Source organism: Campylobacter jejuni, assembly GCF_049221745.1.
Taxonomy (GTDB): domain Bacteria; phylum Campylobacterota; class Campylobacteria; order Campylobacterales; family Campylobacteraceae; genus Campylobacter_D; species Campylobacter_D jejuni_E.
The window spans coordinates 25998-43358 of the sequence record NZ_JBMJAO010000007.1; the positions used below are offsets into that span (position 1 = coordinate 25998).

The following is a 17361-nucleotide window of genomic DNA, read 5'->3' on the forward strand; positions in this document are numbered from 1 at the left end:
ATAATTAACACAAACACATTAAATAAAGGTAAAAAATGAAAAAATATATTTTACTTGCTAGTAGTATGTTAATTTTAGCAGCTTGTGGAGGTACAAGTAGTAATTTTGTCAATGTTTCTATGCCAAATTTTAAACCCCAAATTCCAACAAAGGTTGAACCTATTGATTCTGGAGTAAGCATTGCTCTTGAGCCTATTAATATAGAACAAAATAACAATTATTCTGATTATTTTGAAAATTCAGTGCTTAAAATTCGCATAGAAAAAGAAATTGATCTTTTAAAACAAAATTTAGAAGAGCAGATCAAAACCATCGCTCAACTAAAAGGCTATAAAATAGTTACTACTAATCCAGACTACACTCTTAAAAGTTCAATCAGTATTTATACAGAAGAAAAAAATGCACAAAAAACAAGCAATTTTATGAGTGGAGATTATGTAAAATCCAATTTAGGTATAAATTTTAAAGGTAAAATAGATTTTATAGATGCACACAATCCACAAAATTCAACCAATCTTTCAAGCAGCACCAAACTGGATTCTTTAGTTGCACTTAACTATCCTATTAAAAATGATGATGGGGTTAATTTATTTAAAACCACTATTTCCACTGTTCCAACTCAACTCAATAAAGGTTTGGAGCAACCTGCTTTTGAAATTGATAAAAGTTTTTTAGCTTTTTATAAAAATACATTAAATACACTTTATAACAATCTTCCAAAAGCAACAGACATAAGCAAAACTATACCTAATACAAACAGTGGTTTTAATAGTTTTGATGGCAATGCTACCTTTGAAGAAAACTTACCTCAAACAAATTCTAATCAAAATAATACAATTGAAAACACACCCGCACAAAATATTCCTACAAATCCATCTTCAACAAATCAAAATAATCAAAGTAAAAATCAAGACGGGGTAGAAATATTTGAATGATAAAACTTGTGGGAAAATTAAACTTTCTCCACAAAAAATAATATTTTCTTATACAAGAAAAATAACTATCGCTTTACTTTAAAATCAATGCTTGTTGCATTGCATTTTTTATCATCTCCTTTTTATCTCGTATTTCAAAAAAAAGCTCAAAAGCAAAAACTCCTTGCCATAAAAGCATATCAAGCCCATCTTTAATTTTTAAATGATATTCTTTACACAATCTATAAAAAGGTGTTTCTCTGCCATAAATTACCTCAAAAGCAAATTTAGCTTTAGGTAAAATTCTATCTAAAAGCTCTCTATCACAAGGTAAATTTTCATCTTTTAATCCAGCAGAAGTTGAATTTACAACCAAATCAAAGTCAAAATCTTGCAAGTCTTTATAAAGATAAGTTGGATAAGCTAAAAAATCCTTAAATCTTTCTTTACTACGATTAGCTATATACACTTCTACGCCTTTTTGTTTTAATGCATAAACAAGCGCCAAAGCTGTACCTCCAGCACCTAAAACCAAAGCTTTTTTTACATTATCAAAATCCTTAATAGCTTCTAAAAAACCTAAAGCATCGGTATTATAAGCGTAAATTTTATCTTCTTTTAAACATAAAGTATTCGCAGAGCCAATATTTCTAGCAAAATCATCCTTTACATCAGCAATATCTAAAGCTTTTTCCTTAAAAGGCAAAGTAATATTAGCTCCACTAAGTCCTAATTTAAAAAAATCTTCTCTTAAACAGTTAGCATTTCTTAAATGATAGCGTGTATAAATGCTATCAAGTCCTAAGGCTTTAATAGCATTATTGTGCATTCTAGGCGATTTAGAATGAGAAATAGGATCGCCTATAACTGCTAAAATTTTCATTTTAATGTGAAAGAAAAAGCATCTTTTGCAATATCCTTACGGATTTTAGCAAGTTCTACTGCAATATTTGCCTTTTCAAATGGTCCTATTAAAACCTTGGTAATTTCTTTACCTCCAACTGTAGTTTTATAAAGTTTATAATCATAACCTTTTTGTTTTACAGAAGCAAGTTCTTTTGATTTTTGATCTAAATTGCTTACTGAGAAAATTTGGACATAAATACCCGATGCTAAACCACTTGGATGTACAGGTTTAGCATCAATATTTTTAAATAAATCATTTGCATTTTGTTCTTTTTTAGGGGTTTGTTTTGCGCTTTCTTTTTCTTTTTTTACCGCTGTTTGTTTTTTTGCTTCTTCTTTAGGTTTTGCAGTTTGTTTTACTTCTTGTTTGGGAGCACTTGCTTGCGAAGTGGTATTTTCTGAAGTAGTTACTGTTGGTTCTGCTGGAACTTCTTGATCAGGTATAGCAAAATTTGTACTATCATTGTTATTTGAACTAGAGGTTGTTGTATTTTGAGTTGTATTTTGTTCATCTTGAAATTGTTTTCTTAATGCCTCAAATTGATCTTCCGCTGAAGTATTATCTGTAATTGGCATACTTTCAAAAGAAGTATCATTGTTATTGTCTTGAGTTGCTATAGGTTCACTTGGCAATACACTTTGATTTTGCGTATTTTCATCACCACTACCATTAATAAGCTTCATAACTATCATGATAGCTAAAAACAAAATAACTAAAGCAATAACTCGTAAAAGAATTTTTTTTACTTTTTCGCTTTTATTACTTTTTTCTAAAATAATATCATCAAATTCATTTTTTTGATTTTCCATAATTTGTCCTTTCTTACATATGCTTAGACCAAGAACTTCCTCGTTCTTTTTGATAAACCTCATAAGGCAATATTAAAATATTAAATTCCCTAGGTATATCCATACTAGGAAACACCTTCCATTCTACTGGCATTTTACTCGCAAACATCATTGAAAGTTTAGACGCTAAAGAATAACCTTCGTTTAACGCCGTATGTCCTTTGTGAATATAAAGATGTAAATGTCCTGGAGTTTTAGTCTTATAGGCTGTGAAATTTATAAAACCTTCTTCTCTTAAAATAAGTTGCGCACGGTGATAAAATCTTTCAGCATTAAAACCATTATAATCAAAGACAATATTTTCTACTTTATTATCTTTTGTTATTAAATCATGAGCGACAACAATTTTTTTAGCAGCGTGTTCTCTCATGACATTTAAATTTAAAGGAGCATCAACTCTTTCGAATTTATCAAAAAATAAGCGACCTCTATGTGTAATTTTATTTACAATTTTATCGCGTCTTATATAATAATGATCGCCAATTATTTTAATTAGCGACATATCCATTGGTGAAATCAAAACATAGCCCTTTCATAAATAATAAAATTACTTGCAAGTTTTTTTAATTCTTGTTTAATATCCTCTTGTAATTTTTCATTGTTAATATCATCTAAAATATCTGCAATATAATTTGACACAATTTCCATTTCTTTTTCTTTAAAACCTCTGGCAGTAAGGGCTGGAGTTCCAAGTCTTAATCCACTTGTGATAAAAGGACTTCTAGTTTCTCCTGGAACGGTATTTTTATTTGTAGTAATACCTGCATTTCCAAGAGCTAAATCTGCATCTTTTCCGCTAAATTCGCGATCTAAAAAACTCATTAAAACAAGGTGATTATCCGTTCCATCGCTAACAAGTTTAAATTTTCTATCCATTAAAACATTAGCTAAGACTTGAGCATTGGTTCTTACTTGTTTTGCATAAACTTTCCACTCATCGCTAAGATTAAATTTAAATCCTACTGCTTTTGCAGCAATTACATGCATCAAAGGACCACCTTGAATACCTGGAAAAATCGCAGAATTAATTTTTTTAGCAAGCTCTTCATCATTTGTCATAATAATACCACCTCTTGGTCCACGCAAAGTTTTATGTGTAGTTGAGCTTACTACATGAGCGTGCGGAAAAGGACTTGGATGCTCACCTGCCACAACAAGACCTGCAATATGTGCTATATCAGCAAAAAGATAGGCACCTATTTCATCAGCAATTTCTCTAAATTTAGCAAAATCAATCACTCTTGCATAAGCGCTAGCCCCACAAACTATAAGTTTTGGCTTTTCTTTTTTAGCAATTTCTCTTACTTTTTCATAATCAATTCTTCCATCAAATTCTACGCCGTAAAAACAACTTTCGTACATTTTACCTGAAGAACTTACTTTTGCACCATGAGTTAAATGTCCACCATGACTTAAATCCATTCCTAAAATTTTATCACCTGGATTAATCAAAGCTGCATAAACACCTTGATTAGCTTGAGAGCCTGAATTAGGCTGAACATTAGCAAATTTACAATTAAAAAGTTTTTTACATCTTTCAATGGCTAGAGTTTCAATCTCATCAACAAATTCACAACCACCATAATATCTTTTACCCGGATAACCTTCTGCGTATTTGTTTGTCAAGATACTTCCCATAACTTCCATTACTTCAGGTAAGGTAAAATTTTCACTCGCTATCATTTCAAGACCTTCACATTGACGCTCTAACTCTTTGTTTGTCAAATCAAAAATTTCTTTATCAAACATTTCTAAACTCATTCTTTCTCCTTTAATTCTGATTTTAATGGACGCATTGCAGGAAACAATATCACATCTCGAATAGATTTTTTATTTGTCAAAAGCATAACAAGTCTATCTATGCCTATGCCCTGCCCTGCCGTTGGAGGCATTCCATATCCTAATGCATTAACAAAATCCTCATCCATTTCACAAGCTTCTTCATCACCGGCATTTTTAGCTTCAATTTGTTTTAAAAATCTTTCATATTGATCAAGAGGATCATTAAGCTCATTAAAACCATTTGCCAATTCTCTTCCGCAAATAAACAGCTCAAATCTCTCAGCAATCTGAGAATCCTCATCGCTACGTCTTGATAAAGGACTTATAGAAATAGGAAAATCGATCACAAAAGTAGGATGGATCAATTTTTCTTCCACATAATTATCAAAAAGTTCAGCTTGTAAATGTCCAAGTTCAAGCTTTTCATTCGCTTCAAAACCATCTACTTTTAATTTAGTAAGAATTTTTTCTTTATCTTCAATCAAATCCCTATCTAAACCACCATATTTACAAAGTGCGTCTTTATAGGTTATTCTTTCAAAAGGTTTAGAAAAATCTATCATTTTTCCATCAAATTCTATTGTTTTTCCTAAATTAAGTTTATCCAAAAGTAAAGCAAAAAGTTCTTCAGTTAAATCCATTAAATCTTTATAGTCATGATAAGCCCAATAAAATTCTATAGTTGTAAATTCAGGATTATGGGTTAAATCCATACCTTCATTTCTAAAACAACGATTGATTTCAAAAACCGCCTCAAAACCACCCACTACAAGTCTTTTAAGATAAAGTTCTGGAGCAATTCTTAAAAATCTTTCTACACCTAAAGAATTATGAAAAGTTACAAAAGGTTTAGCGTTTGCTCCACCTACAATCGGATGCATCATGGGAGTTTCTACTTCTAAAAAACCTTTATCTTCGAAAAAATGACGTATCAAACTCACCACTTTAGAACGTATTAAAAAATCTTTTCTCACTTCGGTATTCATTATCATATCAACATAACGCTTGCGATATCTTTGCTCAATATCTGTTAATCCATGATATTTTTCAGGTAAAGGGATGATAGCTTTTGTAGCAAGTTTTACTTTGCTTGCATGCAAACTGAACTCACCTGTTTTGGTTACAAAAGGAAAACCTTTAACCAAAACAATATCACCCACCTCTAAATTCTTTTTTAAAATCATATAAAGTTCTTCGCCTACACTATCTTTGCTAAAATAAATTTGTAAATTTGCATTCTCATCTTCAATGTTTGCAAAAATCGATTTCCCAGCTATACGTAAAAGCTTCAAACGTCCTGCAACAACAGCATTGACACTTTCATCTCTTTTTTCAACTTGCTCTAAAATATAAGAAAATTTATCCTTAAAAGTCTTTAAAGACATTTCCTTTTTTAAAAAATGAGGATAAGGATTGATTCCTAATTTTTTTAACTCTTTAGCTTTTTCTATTCTTTGTTGTTCTAAAATATTATCAAACATTTATATTTTTACCTTTGCTTTTTGATTATTACAATCACCACAAACACCATAAAGCTGCATCAAATGTCCTGTAAGTTTAAAACCATGTTCTTTTGCAATCAAGGCTTGCTGTCTTTCTATAATAGGATTTTCAAACTCTATAATTTTTCCGCAATTTTTACATATCATATGATCATGGTGAGGTTTATTGGCAAGCTCGTATTTTTTACCTGCTGAACCAAAAGAAATGGAAGTTACCATTTCTGCTTCTTCAAGCAAATTTAAAGTACGATAAACAGTTGCAATTCCTACATTTAAATCAGGTTCAGCTTGTTTGATTTCCATATATAAACTCTCAGGTGTATAATGAGTATCACTGTGATAAAGAGTTTTTAAAAGCACTTCTCTTTGCTTAGTATATTTAAGTCCACCTTGTCTTAATATTTTTTTAAATCTCTCAAGTAAAACATCATATTCCACATTTTCTATCAGCATATCACTCCCCTTTTTGAGTATTGTTTAAATCACTTACAATATCTTGCAACTTTTCACTAGCATGGTCTAGACTATTTTCTGTTAAAGGTTGATTCATAATAAAAGATCCAGTTTCTTTAAGCAAATTCAAAGTATAGCTATTTTTAGCAAAATTATCTAATTTATCATTTAAAAAATCGATTCTTGCTACACAAAAAACCAAAATTGCAAAAATTAAAAAGATTTTTGCTCCGCCAAATATAAAGCCACCAATACGATCTAAAAAACCTAGGCCGCTTAATTTAATCAACTTAGAAAGAAAATTACCCATCAATAAACAAACTATCCAAAAAATAATTAATATGGCCAAAAATCCAGCAAATCCAGCTAAGCTTTGATTTTCTATCTTATAAAAAGTACTTTGTATAAATTCAGCTGCTTGAGTTGCATATTTTGAAGCAATAAAAACACCACCAATAATACCCAAAAGTCCAAAAATTTCTTTTATCAAACCATTGATAATACCCTTAAGTCCTAAAAGTAAGGTAAATCCTAAAATAAAAGCATCAAACCAATAAAAATTCATTTCAATCACTCTCTGATTTTTTGTTTTAAAATTTAAGCACTAAATGCTAAATTAATCATTCTATGATTTTAGGAACAACAAAAAAATGTTCTTGTTTTTTTGGAGCGCAATCTAAAACCTCATCAATAACATTGCTATTTCTTATCTCATCAATCCTCAAAGGAGCTCCACCTTTTATAGTACTCACAGTAATCTCTTGGGAGTCTAAATCAAGTTCGTTTAATTTTTCAACAAAATTCACAATTTCACTTAACTGTGCAATAGTTTCATTTCTGTTTTTTGTTATTTGTAAAGCACTTAATTTTTCAAGCTTACTTAATAATTTCTCATCTATTTGCATTTCTTAAACCTTAAATAAAAAAGTTAAAATTTTAAAAATTATATCATAAAAAGCTTTAAATTGTTTAGGATATTTTGCAATTTATATGGTACAATACCGTAATTTTTCTATACAAAAAATAAAAATATTTTTTCAAGGATAAATTTTGGGACTAAAAGATAATTTAAAAGCTGTTAAAAACGAACTTAACACAGAAGAACAATTTATAGAAAATTTTATCAAAGGAGAGAGATTTATACGCAAGTATAAATTTTATATATCTGCTGTTGTGATAATTTTAGTTGCTTGGTTTGCTGGAAATTTTATAATCTCAAAAATAAACGATTATAAAACAAAAGAAGCAAATGAAATTTATGCCAATCTAATACAAGATCCTAGCAATAAAAATCTTTTAGAACAACTTAAAAATAAAAATACTAATCTTTACGCTATCTTTTTACTAAAAGAAAATATTAATGATTTTAACAATACAGCTCTCCAAAATGAACTAAAACAAATTTATAGTAATGCTCAAACAAACATTTTACTTAAAAATATTATTGCATTATCTTTAGGGGATAAATCGATATTTTTAAAAAATTATGATAAGTTATTAGAAGCTTACAAACTTTTAGAGCAAAATAAAATCGAAGAAGCTGATGTTTTACTTTCTCAAATAAAAGAAAATTCAAGCTTGAATCAAATAGCTAAAAATCTCAAACATTATCAAGGCATTACACAATGAAAAAAATATTTTTAACACTATTTTGTTTAATATTTCTATGTGCTTGTGGCACCAAAAGACAATATTTTGAACCAAAACAAACCGATGGAGATTTAAGTCATAATAGCAATTTAAAAGGTAAAATCGTTGATTGGAATCTAGTTTCTGCAAAACTTAGCAATAATACTGCTATATTAAAAAATAATATTTCTATAGATAAGTTTAAACTTCCTAAAAATTATATACTTATAGCTTATCAAGATAGGGAATATTTTACCGCAGATAATAATGGAAATTTAAAAATTTTTGATAATTCTTATAATGAAATTTATAGTTTTCAATTTGATGCTAGTGTTGTAGGAGTAGCTTCTAATGGAGATGATTTAGCTCTTGTACTTGCAAATAATACTATAGTTCTTGCAAATCGTTCTCTGGGTATTAAATTCAGTCAAACCCTAACCTCAGCTCCAGCTCAAGATAGTCGCACTGCTAATCCTATATTTTTAGACAATATCATCGTATATCCAACACTAGATGGCAAAATTTTAATTCTTTCAAGAAGCAATCTTCAAGTCATTAAAGATGTAGTTATTTCAGCAGAAAATTTTTTTAACAATGTAATCCATCTAAGCGTAATCGGAGATAAACTTATAGCAGCAACAGCTAAAAAAATTATTGTTGTAAGCCCTGCTAGAACTCTTTATCTTGATGCCGATATAAAAGATGTTGCACTTAGTGATGATGGTATTTTTATACTAGAAAAAGATGGCACTATTATTAAAACTGATTATAACTTAAGAAAAATTGCAGAAAAAAAATTTGAATTTGCTATTTTTGTAAAAAGCAATATATGCAATAATTATTTATATATTTTTGAAAAAACAGGTTATCTTATTAAAATGGATTTAAATTTAAATAATACACAAGTATTTAAACTTTCAGAAGCTGTTGATAAAATTTCTTTCATGGGAAATGGTAAATTTTACTACGGAGATAAAATTTTAGATTTGCTATGATAAAAATTTTAGAACAAACAATAAAGTCTTTAAAATTAAATTTAAAGCCCTATAACTTAAGTATGTTGACTAGAAAAAAAAGTTATATTTGCACTAAAGATCAAAATAACATTCTTTTTATGTATACAGGAAAAATAAAATTTTTAATGAAAGATACCTTATTTTTAGAAAATCTAGAACAGCAAATTAACATAAGTAATAAATATTTTTTAGTATGGCTTCTCTTTGCTCTAAAGCAAAAAATCATCTAGAAATGAAAGGATTTAATATCTATGTTGCTCTGTGATATTGGGAATTCAAATGCTAATTTCCTAGATGATAACAAATATTTCACTCTTAGTATAGATCAGTTTTTAGAATTTAAAAATGAACAAAAAATTTTTTATATCAATGTCAATGAACATCTCAAAGAACATTTAAAAAATCAAAAAAATTTTATCAATCTTGAACCTTATTTTTTATTTGATACAATTTATCAAGGATTAGGAATCGATCGCATAGCAGCTTGTTATACTATTGAAGATGGAGTTGTTGTAGATGCAGGTAGTGCTATTACAATTGATATTATTTCTAATTCTATACATCTTGGTGGTTTTATCTTGCCAGGTATTGCAAATTATAAAAAAATTTATAGCCATATTTCGCCACGATTAAAAAGTGAATTTAACACTCAAGTTAGTCTTGATGCATTCCCGCAAAAAACCATGGATGCTTTAAGTTATGGTGTTTTTAAAGGAATTTACCTACTGATAAAAGATGCCGCTCAAAATAAAAAGCTTTATTTCACCGGTGGAGATGGGCAATTTTTAGCAAACTATTTCGATCACGCAATTTATGATAAACTTTTAATCTTTCGAGGAATGAAAAAAATTATAAAAGAAAATCCCAATTTACTTTATTAAAAATGTTACAAAAATTCTCATTAATAACAAACCTTAATAAAATTTAACTTTTTGTAAAATAAATTCAATTAAACTTTTATTTAGAAAAATATTTATTAAAATAAAAAAGGAAAAACAATGGGCCAACAAGAATTTGATGTGCTTGTCATCGGAGCTGGAATTTCAGGAGCAGCATTATTTTACGAGCTTGCAAGATATACAAATATTAAAAATATCGCTTTGATAGAAAAATATAATACAGCTGCAACATTAAATTCTAAAGGAACGAGTAATTCTCAAACTATTCATTGTGGAGATATTGAAACCAATTATACTTTAGAAAAAGCGCGAAAGGTAAAAAGAACAGCTGATATGATAGTTAAATATGGACTCATGCAAAATGCACAAAATAATTTCATGTTTTCTCATCAAAAAATGGCTCTAGCTGTTGGAGATATAGAATGTGATTATATGAAAAAACGCTATGAAGAATTTAAAGAACTTTATCCTTATATAAAATTTTTCGATAAAGCAAAAATCAAACAAATTGAGCCTAAGGTTGTTTTAGGAGAAGATTACAATCAAGATAGACCTGAAAATATCTGCGCCATGGGTGTTGAAAGCGGCGAGGTTTTTACAACTGTAGATTTTGGGAAAATGAGTATAAATCTAATAGAACAAGCGCAAAAACAAAATAAAAATACTTTCGTTACCTTTAATCAAGAAATTATTCACATAGAAAAAAAGGATGATATTTTTATATTAAAAACCTCAAATCATCAAGAATACCATGCCAAAAGCGTAGTTGTCAATGCTGGGGCGCACTCTTTATATTTAGCACATAAAATGAATTTGGGCATGGATAAATCATGTTGGCCAGTTGCTGGGAGTTTTTATTTAACCAAACAAAAACTTTTAAATGGTAAGGTTTATATGGTGCAAAATCCTAAACTTCCATTTGCAGCTCTTCATGGAGATCCTGATTTGCTTGCTGATATGAACACTCGCTTTGGACCTACCGCACTTGTTATTCCAAAACTAGAACGTTATCATGGTCTAAAATCAGTTCCAGAATTTTTTGAAACATTAAAACTTGATAAAACTGTTTTAAAAGTAACTTTTAATATGTTTAAAGATGCAACAATTAGAAATTATATCTTTTATAATTATCTTTTTGAACTACCTTTTATTGATAAAAGCTTATTTATTAAAGATGCCAAAAAAATAGTCCCAAGTCTTAAAGCAAGCGATATTTATTATGCAAAAGGTTTTGGAGGCGTAAGACCACAAGTTATTGATAAAACCAAAGGAGAATTAATGCTAGGTGAAGCAAGCATCACAGAAACCCCTGGTATTATTTTCAATATGACTCCAAGTCCTGGGGCAACAAGTTGTTTAGGAAATGCCCAAAGAGATGCAAAGCTTATATGTAATTACCTAGGAATGGAATTTAACGAAGATAAATTTTCTTCAGAATTATTGTAATCATTTTGTTTCTATTTTTAGCTACAATAATTTCAAAAGGAGTTTGCCATGCTTAAAAAAACAAAAATTGTAGCCACAGTAGGTCCAGCAAGTGAAAAGGAAGAAATTCTACGCCAAATGATTATCAATGGTGTAAATGTTTTCCGTTTAAACTTTTCTCATGGAGCACATGAGTATCATAAAAAAAACTTAGATACCATAAGAAGAGTAGCCAAAGAATTGCATACTCGTATTGGAATTTTACAAGATATTAGTGGCCCTAAAATTCGTACAGGTGAACTTAAAGAACCATTTGAATTAAAAAAGGGTGATAGACTTGATTTTTATCGTGAAACAATTTTAGGGGAGAAGATTACTCAAAATCATTATAAAATTAGTATTAATCAAAAATCTATTTTAGATATGTTAAAAATTGATGAATATGTTTATCTATATGATGGATCAATTCGTGCTAAAGTAATAAGCATAGATGATCAAAAAATTGAAACCATTATAGAAAATGATGGTTTTTTAAACTCAAATAAAGGTATTAATTTTCCGAATACTAAAATTAATATTGATGTTATTACACAAAAAGATAAAAATGATTTACTTTGGGGTGTAAAAAATGAAGTAGATTTTTTAGCAATATCTTTTGTGCAAAATGCACACGATATTGATGAAGTTCGTGAAATTTTAGCACAAAATAACGCAAAAATATCTATTTTTGCAAAAATTGAAAAATTTGATGCAGTGGAAAATATCGATGAAATTATTAAATCTAGTGATGGTATAATGGTTGCAAGAGGAGACTTAGGTATTGAGGTGCCTTATTATAAAGTTCCTAATATCCAAAAAGAAATTATACAAAAAGCAAACAATGCCTCTAAGCCTGTTATTACTGCGACTCAAATGCTTTTTTCATTAGCCAAAAGCAAAACTGCCACAAGAGCTGAAATTTCAGATGTTGCAAATGCTGTTTTAGATGGAACAGATGCAGTAATGCTAAGTGAAGAAAGTGCCGTTGGTATAGATCCTGCAAACGCTGTTGATATAATGTGCCAAACTATAATAGAAACAGAAAAACGCTATCCATATAACAAATTTAATGATTTTAATGATTTAGACAATACAGATAAAATCATGCGTTCTTCAGCTCATCTTGCAACAGATCTTAACGCTGATGCTATTTTTTCTTTAACAAGTAGCGGAAAATCTGCTATTAAGATTGCGAGATATCGTCCAAATATAGAAATCATAGCAGTAGGACATTCTGAAAAAACCTTAAACTCTTTAAGCATAGTTTGGGGAGTTAATCCTGCGATTTTAGTTAACAAAAGTAATGAACTTACAGAATTATTAAAAGACTCTGTAAGATCAAGTGTTGAAAAAGGTTTTATGGATGAAGATAAATGCTATCTTCTAACTGCAGGTTTTCCAACAGGGGTAGAAGGCACCAGTAATCTTATCCGCATTCTCAATAAAGAGCAAATTGCTTATTATCTACAATAAAACATTAAATTCCTTTGAAAATAAGGAATTTAATGTCCTTATAAATTTTTTAAGTCAAAAGTCGATATAAATTAAAGCCTCACACAAAGGAGCAAATATGCAAGTGAATACTTTTTCAAATATCGCTAGCATGGCACAAACACAAGTTAGCAATAAGAAGGCAGATGATGCTAAGGAAAACACAAAAGACAAAAATGTTCAAAGTGCTAATTCTAGCAAGGATATAGATAAAAATACCCTTGAAAAATTAAATGCACTTGGCGGAAAGGGCATTACACAAATTTACCTAGTTCAGTTTCAACAGCAAACAATGAATACTGTAATAGGTTCAAGCAATGCCCAAACTGGACTAGATAGTCTTTTAAATGGTGCCAATTTAGATACTGCGAAATCTATACTTACAAATATTGATTTTGCATCCTTAGGCTATAGTGGCAAAAATCCACTTAATATGAATGCAGATGAACTTCAACAACTTGTAAGTGAAGATGGTTTTTTTGGAGTGGAAAATACAGCCAGTCGCATCGCAGATTTTGTTATTAAAGGCGGTGGCGATGATATTGAAAAATTAAAAAAAGGTCTTGAAGGTATGAAAAAAGGATTTGAGCAAGCAGAAAAAATGTGGGGTGGAGAACTTCCTCAAATCAGTCAAGATACAATAGATGCAGCACTTAAAAAAGTTAGCGATCGCATCGATGAACTAGGCGGAAAAACTTTAGATCTTCAAGCTTAACTAAAAATGCTTAGAAATTTCTAAGCATTTTTAGTTATTATTAATATCAAAAGTAAAAAATTCACTCTTAAAATTATTAGGTAAAGTTTTATACTGAGATATCGCAGCTTCATAGTTCTTTACTTCTTGATACAACATGCCAAGAGCTGCCTTACTTTCTTTGTTGTTTTTATCTGTAAGTTTAGAAAGCTGCAAAAGTGCTATAGCTGAATTTGGATTATTTGCACCTACGGCTGCTACAGCTGCTAAAAATAAAGTTTTAGTATCTTTAGCTCCATAATCATCAATCAAAGAATTATAAAGTGCATAAGCCTCTTCGTATTGCTGTGCAAAAATATCCAAATAAGCTAAAGTTTGTAAAATACCTTCATCTTTTATCCCTGAAACATTAATCAACTCTTTAAATTTCTGTCTTTCTAAATTTAAAAGCCCTGCAATATGCATTAAATTAACATAAAACTCCCTAGCTATATTTGGCCCACCAAAAACACTACGATAATCAAGTTTTAAATTTTTAAAATGAATTTGAGCGTTTTGAGCATATTCTTTAATATTTAAATTTGAATTTAAAGAATTAAAATACAAAATATTTGCCAAAATATCTTCAGGCAACTCTGAACGCAATTTAGCAATTTTCACATCTACTTGATTATTAAGATTATTATTTTTAGCAACAATAGCTTCAAAAATCAAACTCAAAGGTGTATCTTTTTTTGATTCATCTAAATAAGGAAGCATGGAAATATAATTATTATTAACCAAAAATAACATACTTTTTTGCATATTAGCTTTAAAATTAGAATCAGCAGCTATATTATCAAGAATTTCATTGTAAAGTTTAGTTGTATCAATATCAATTAATTTTGCACAAAACATAGCAAAAGCACCTGCTAAGTAATTTTTAGGATTAAGATGATATGAACTTGAAAAATGCTTATAAGCAAGTTCATAATTTTGCATTTGGGCATAGGTTAAAGCCAAATTATAATGTAAAATACTATGTTCTGGATAATCCTTGATAAGTTTTTGAAATTCTTGGTTAGCAAGGCGTAACTTCTGATTTAATGCATAGTTAATAATATTGGCAATTTTTACATTAGTAGATGAAAGAGCTTTGCTTGTATTAAGATAAATTCCCGCATCAGTACTATCATCTACGAAATCTGTAACATTAGCTTTTTTAATATATAAAGCAGCCTGCTTACTATCAAAAACTTGATAAGGTGCAAAATAAAAAAGCAAATCAAATTGATCTTTTTGTTTTTTTAACAAATCTTTTGAAAAAGAATTTTGAGCAACTGCTATATTAAAAAGATCCTTATTTAAACGAACTTGAATTTTATAAGTATCTAAAATCTTATATCTATCTTTATCGTTATCATAAGAATTTTGCAAGCGCGCTAACATATCTTGATAATTTCCTGTTTTAATATCAACCAATGTTAAAGCTGCCAAACTCTGATTAAAATCTCTTTCAATTTTCATCGCTGTACTTAAAGCGACTTTAGCTTTAGCATATTCTCCTATTCTAGCGTATAAAAGACCTAAAGATAAACTAGATTCAAAATTGCCTTGAGAATTTAATTGCTGTATAGCCTTGGAATCAAAGTCCATTTTTGCATAAATTTTAGCAGACAAATACTTTGCAACATCAGAATATGGCTCTACATCTGTTCTTTGTAACATTTGTAAAGCCTCAGGGTAATATCCTTTGTAATAATTAATTAAGCTTAAATAATAATCATATAATTTTGATTTTCCTTCTTTTGGAAGATACACTTGAGCTAAATCAATATAATATCTAAATTTTTCCTTATCATTAAGCTTTAAAGCACAAACAGCAGCATTGATAGCAGCTACACTTTGATTTTCTCCATTGGCTATAGCTTTCTTGAAGCTTTCAAAAGCTTCTTGGAATTTATTCTCATTCATTTGAGAAACGCCTAAATTATAATTAGATAAAGATTCATTATATACGGCAACTTGCTCATAAACTTTTAAAGCCTGTTCAATTTCACCCTTTAAATATAAAGCATTTGCTTTTTGGATCATACCATCAATTCTTTGCATATCATTGTATTTATATGATTCATCAGGCATAACAACAGGTTGCTCTAAAGGCTTAGAAGCTATAATATCTGGTTTAATTTTTCCTTCACTAAAAGTTAAATAAAAAAGTGTAAAAACTAAAATACAAACAATCCCCAAAGATAAACCCACAAGAGACATAAATTTGCGATCTTTATACCAAAGAGTAGGTTCTTGATTTTCAACTTCTTCAAAAGTTGATAAATCTTCAGGTGCACTTTCTCTTGTAAATTTAAAACCACTATCACTATTTTCTTGAGGTAATTCTTCTGGCAATGATGCAAATTCTTCATCTTCTGGAGCTTGTCCCTCTTGCCCTTTAAATCCCTCTAAACTCTCATCAAGTCTTGGTTGATTTAAGCCATCTTCGGGTTTTTCTAGTATTATATCTTCTTGTTCAGCCATCTATACTCTTTAAAAATATTTTTTCAAAGCATCAGGAATGTAAATTTTTCCTTCTTTATCTTGATAATTTTCCATAATCGCTACTAAGGTTCTTCCTACTGCCAAAGATGAGCCATTAAGAGTATGAACAAGTTCATTTTTTCCTTGTTCGTTTTTATAGCGAATTTTAGCGCGTCTTGCTTGAAAATCACGACAATTTGAAACCGAGCTGATCTCACGATATTTATTTTGTCCTGGAAGCCATACTTCAAGATCCACAGTTTTTGCTGCACTAAAACCCAAATCTCCAGTGCAAAGCATCAAATGTCTATGCGCCAAACCTAAAGAACTGAGTAAATCACTTGCACACTCAAGCATTTCATTAAACACACTATCACTTTGCTCAGGTTTAGTAATACTTACAAGCTCTACTTTTTCAAACTGGTGTTGTCTTATAATACCTCTTGTATCACGCCCTGCACTGCCTGCTTCTTTTCTAAAACAAGCACTATAACAAGTCATTTTTATAGGTAAAGTTTCACTAGCTAAAATTTCTCCACTATAAAGATTGGTTACTGGAATTTCAGAAGTTGAAATAAGATATAAATCCTCATCATCTATTTTATACATATCTTCTTTAAATTTTGGCAACTGACCTGTTCCAAACATGGTAGCACCATTTACCAAAAAAGGCACATTAACAAATTCAAATCCACGACTTCTATTAAAATCTATCATATAATTTACCAAAGCACGGCTTAATAAAGCTCCTTCGTTCTTAAGCACGCAAAAACGACTTTGTGAAATTTTTACCCCTCGCACAAAATCAAGCCAATTTAAACTCTCGCCTAATTCAAAATGTTCTTTTGGAGTAAAATCAAAGCTAGGCGGATTTAACACTTTTTTAAGCTCCACATTTTCATCTTCATCCTCACCCACAGGCACACATTCATCAGGAATATTTGGGATGGCATGAGCGATTTCTTCAAGCTCATTTTCTAAAGCATTTACTTTAGCGTTTTGCTCATTAATTTTGCTTTTATTTTCGCTTAATTTTGCTTTTAAATTTTCTTTATCTTCGGCTGTAGCAAGCTCTTTGCTAAATTTATTTTGAAAAGCTTGAAATTCTTCTAAAGCTGTTTTTTCTTTTTTTAAACTTGCAAAAAGTTCAGCAAGTTTTTTTAAGATATTTTCATCAACTTTTTTATTTTTTAACTTTTTGGCCACTTCATTAAAATTATTTTGTAAATTTTTTAAATCTAGCATTTT

Annotated in this window: 17 protein-coding genes and 1 pseudogene; 8 read left to right on the forward strand and 10 right to left on the reverse strand. The window is 29.5% G+C overall.

What is annotated here, in order from left to right; all coding sequences use genetic code 11:
* Window positions 1-35 precede the first annotated feature (35 nt).
* Entirely contained in the window at window positions 36-935 is a 900-nt protein-coding gene (locus tag ACOTU8_RS06145) for a hypothetical protein (RefSeq protein WP_422342179.1), read from the forward strand.
* Window positions 936-1008: 73 nt separating this feature from the next.
* Here ACOTU8_RS06145 and aroE read toward each other — a convergent pair whose 3' ends face one another.
* From aroE to gatC, 8 genes are read right to left on the reverse strand one after another with little or no spacing between them, the layout of a single operon-like run.
* On the reverse strand, window positions 1009-1797 hold the full coding sequence (gene aroE, locus ACOTU8_RS06150; protein WP_422342180.1) for a shikimate dehydrogenase: 789 nt from the start codon (window positions 1795-1797) through the stop codon (window positions 1009-1011).
* Window positions 1794-2630, reverse strand: coding sequence for an SPOR domain-containing protein (locus tag ACOTU8_RS06155; RefSeq protein WP_422342181.1), 837 nt, complete (start codon window positions 2628-2630; stop codon window positions 1794-1796). The genes aroE and ACOTU8_RS06155 overlap by 4 nt, the downstream gene beginning before the upstream one ends.
* Before the next feature lie 13 nt (window positions 2631-2643).
* Window positions 2644-3189, reverse strand: a complete 546-nt coding sequence (locus ACOTU8_RS06160; protein ID WP_032582658.1) for a DUF1882 domain-containing protein — start codon at window positions 3187-3189, stop codon at window positions 2644-2646.
* Window positions 3186-4430, reverse strand: a complete 1245-nt coding sequence (gene glyA / locus ACOTU8_RS06165; protein ID WP_422342182.1) for a serine hydroxymethyltransferase — start codon at window positions 4428-4430, stop codon at window positions 3186-3188. The genes ACOTU8_RS06160 and glyA overlap by 4 nt, the downstream gene beginning before the upstream one ends.
* On the reverse strand, window positions 4427-5932 hold the full coding sequence (gene lysS / locus ACOTU8_RS06170; protein ID WP_422342183.1) for a lysine--tRNA ligase: 1506 nt from the start codon (window positions 5930-5932) through the stop codon (window positions 4427-4429). Before lysS ends, glyA begins: the two co-directional genes overlap by 4 nt.
* Window positions 5933-6406, reverse strand: coding sequence for a Fur family transcriptional regulator (fur, locus tag ACOTU8_RS06175; protein ID WP_002854230.1), 474 nt, complete (start codon window positions 6404-6406; stop codon window positions 5933-5935).
* A gap of 1 nt (window position 6407) precedes the next feature.
* Window positions 6408-6971, reverse strand: a complete 564-nt coding sequence (locus ACOTU8_RS06180) for a CvpA family protein (protein WP_422342184.1) — start codon at window positions 6969-6971, stop codon at window positions 6408-6410.
* 55 nt (window positions 6972-7026) lie between these two features.
* Window positions 7027-7311 carry an Asp-tRNA(Asn)/Glu-tRNA(Gln) amidotransferase subunit GatC gene (gatC, locus tag ACOTU8_RS06185; RefSeq protein ID WP_002858734.1) on the reverse strand — a complete coding sequence of 95 codons (285 nt, stop codon included), beginning with the start codon at window positions 7309-7311 and terminating at the stop codon, window positions 7027-7029.
* Window positions 7312-7456: 145 nt separating this feature from the next.
* On the opposite strand from gatC, the gene ACOTU8_RS06190 reads away from it, so the two are divergent.
* The 7 genes and pseudogenes from ACOTU8_RS06190 (at window position 7457) to ACOTU8_RS06220 (ending at window position 13620) form a co-directional block, all read left to right on the forward strand.
* Window positions 7457-8035, forward strand: coding sequence for a hypothetical protein (locus ACOTU8_RS06190; RefSeq protein ID WP_422342185.1), 579 nt, complete (start codon window positions 7457-7459; stop codon window positions 8033-8035).
* Entirely contained in the window at window positions 8032-9030 is a 999-nt protein-coding gene (locus ACOTU8_RS06195; RefSeq protein WP_422342186.1) for a hypothetical protein, read from the forward strand. Before ACOTU8_RS06190 ends, ACOTU8_RS06195 begins: the two co-directional genes overlap by 4 nt.
* Window positions 9027-9316 (forward strand): annotated as a pseudogene (locus ACOTU8_RS06200) (tram-like protein). Before ACOTU8_RS06195 ends, ACOTU8_RS06200 begins: the two are co-directional and overlap by 4 nt.
* The gene (locus ACOTU8_RS06205; RefSeq protein ID WP_002854234.1) at window positions 9303-9932 is read left to right on the forward strand and encodes a type III pantothenate kinase; all 630 of its coding nucleotides are present in this window, start codon (window positions 9303-9305) and stop codon (window positions 9930-9932) included. The pseudogene ACOTU8_RS06200 and the gene ACOTU8_RS06205 overlap by 14 nt, the downstream one beginning before the upstream one ends.
* 117 nt (window positions 9933-10049) lie before the next feature.
* Window positions 10050-11396: an FAD-dependent oxidoreductase gene (gene mqo / locus ACOTU8_RS06210; RefSeq protein ID WP_422342187.1), complete on the forward strand. Its 1347-nt coding sequence runs from the start codon at window positions 10050-10052 to the stop codon at window positions 11394-11396.
* 48 nt (window positions 11397-11444) lie between these two features.
* Entirely contained in the window at window positions 11445-12887 is a 1443-nt protein-coding gene (pyk, locus tag ACOTU8_RS06215) for a pyruvate kinase (protein WP_422342188.1), read from the forward strand.
* Window positions 12888-12984: 97 nt separating this feature from the next.
* On the forward strand, window positions 12985-13620 hold the full coding sequence (locus ACOTU8_RS06220) for a hypothetical protein (protein WP_422342189.1): 636 nt from the start codon (window positions 12985-12987) through the stop codon (window positions 13618-13620).
* 30 nt (window positions 13621-13650) lie between these two features.
* On the opposite strand, the gene pflB is transcribed toward ACOTU8_RS06220, so the two are convergent.
* Together pflB and serS are read right to left on the reverse strand one after the other, a co-directional pair.
* Window positions 13651-16113: a motility protein PflB gene (gene pflB / locus ACOTU8_RS06225; RefSeq protein WP_422342190.1), complete on the reverse strand. Its 2463-nt coding sequence runs from the start codon at window positions 16111-16113 to the stop codon at window positions 13651-13653.
* A gap of 9 nt (window positions 16114-16122) precedes the next feature.
* A complete protein-coding gene (gene serS, locus ACOTU8_RS06230; protein ID WP_422342191.1) occupies window positions 16123-17358 on the reverse strand; it encodes a serine--tRNA ligase in 1236 nt (411 codons plus the stop codon).
* Window positions 17359-17361: the final 3 nt, after the last annotated feature.

What these genes read in the sequence shown, in the direction of transcription:
- ACOTU8_RS06145 (WP_422342179.1), top strand. Translation starts at nt 36, where the DNA reads ATGAAAAAATATATTTTACTTGCTAGTAGTATGTTAATTTTAGCAGCT.
- aroE (WP_422342180.1), bottom strand. Translation starts at nt 1,797, where the DNA reads ATGAAAATTTTAGCAGTTATAGGCGATCCTATTTCTCATTCTAAATCG.
- ACOTU8_RS06155 (WP_422342181.1), bottom strand. Translation starts at nt 2,630, where the DNA reads ATGGAAAATCAAAAAAATGAATTTGATGATATTATTTTAGAAAAAAGT.
- glyA (WP_422342182.1), bottom strand. Translation starts at nt 4,430, where the DNA reads ATGAGTTTAGAAATGTTTGATAAAGAAATTTTTGATTTGACAAACAAA.
- lysS (WP_422342183.1), bottom strand. Translation starts at nt 5,932, where the DNA reads ATGTTTGATAATATTTTAGAACAACAAAGAATAGAAAAAGCTAAAGAG.
- fur (WP_002854230.1), bottom strand. Translation starts at nt 6,406, where the DNA reads ATGCTGATAGAAAATGTGGAATATGATGTTTTACTTGAGAGATTTAAA.
- ACOTU8_RS06180 (WP_422342184.1), bottom strand. Translation starts at nt 6,971, where the DNA reads ATGAATTTTTATTGGTTTGATGCTTTTATTTTAGGATTTACCTTACTT.
- gatC (WP_002858734.1), bottom strand. Translation starts at nt 7,311, where the DNA reads ATGCAAATAGATGAGAAATTATTAAGTAAGCTTGAAAAATTAAGTGCT.
- ACOTU8_RS06195 (WP_422342186.1), top strand. Translation starts at nt 8,032, where the DNA reads ATGAAAAAAATATTTTTAACACTATTTTGTTTAATATTTCTATGTGCT.
- ACOTU8_RS06205 (WP_002854234.1), top strand. Translation starts at nt 9,303, where the DNA reads ATGTTGCTCTGTGATATTGGGAATTCAAATGCTAATTTCCTAGATGAT.
- mqo (WP_422342187.1), top strand. Translation starts at nt 10,050, where the DNA reads ATGGGCCAACAAGAATTTGATGTGCTTGTCATCGGAGCTGGAATTTCA.
- pyk (WP_422342188.1), top strand. Translation starts at nt 11,445, where the DNA reads ATGCTTAAAAAAACAAAAATTGTAGCCACAGTAGGTCCAGCAAGTGAA.
- ACOTU8_RS06220 (WP_422342189.1), top strand. Translation starts at nt 12,985, where the DNA reads ATGCAAGTGAATACTTTTTCAAATATCGCTAGCATGGCACAAACACAA.
- pflB (WP_422342190.1), bottom strand. Translation starts at nt 16,113, where the DNA reads ATGGCTGAACAAGAAGATATAATACTAGAAAAACCCGAAGATGGCTTA.
- serS (WP_422342191.1), bottom strand. Translation starts at nt 17,358, where the DNA reads ATGCTAGATTTAAAAAATTTACAAAATAATTTTAATGAAGTGGCCAAA.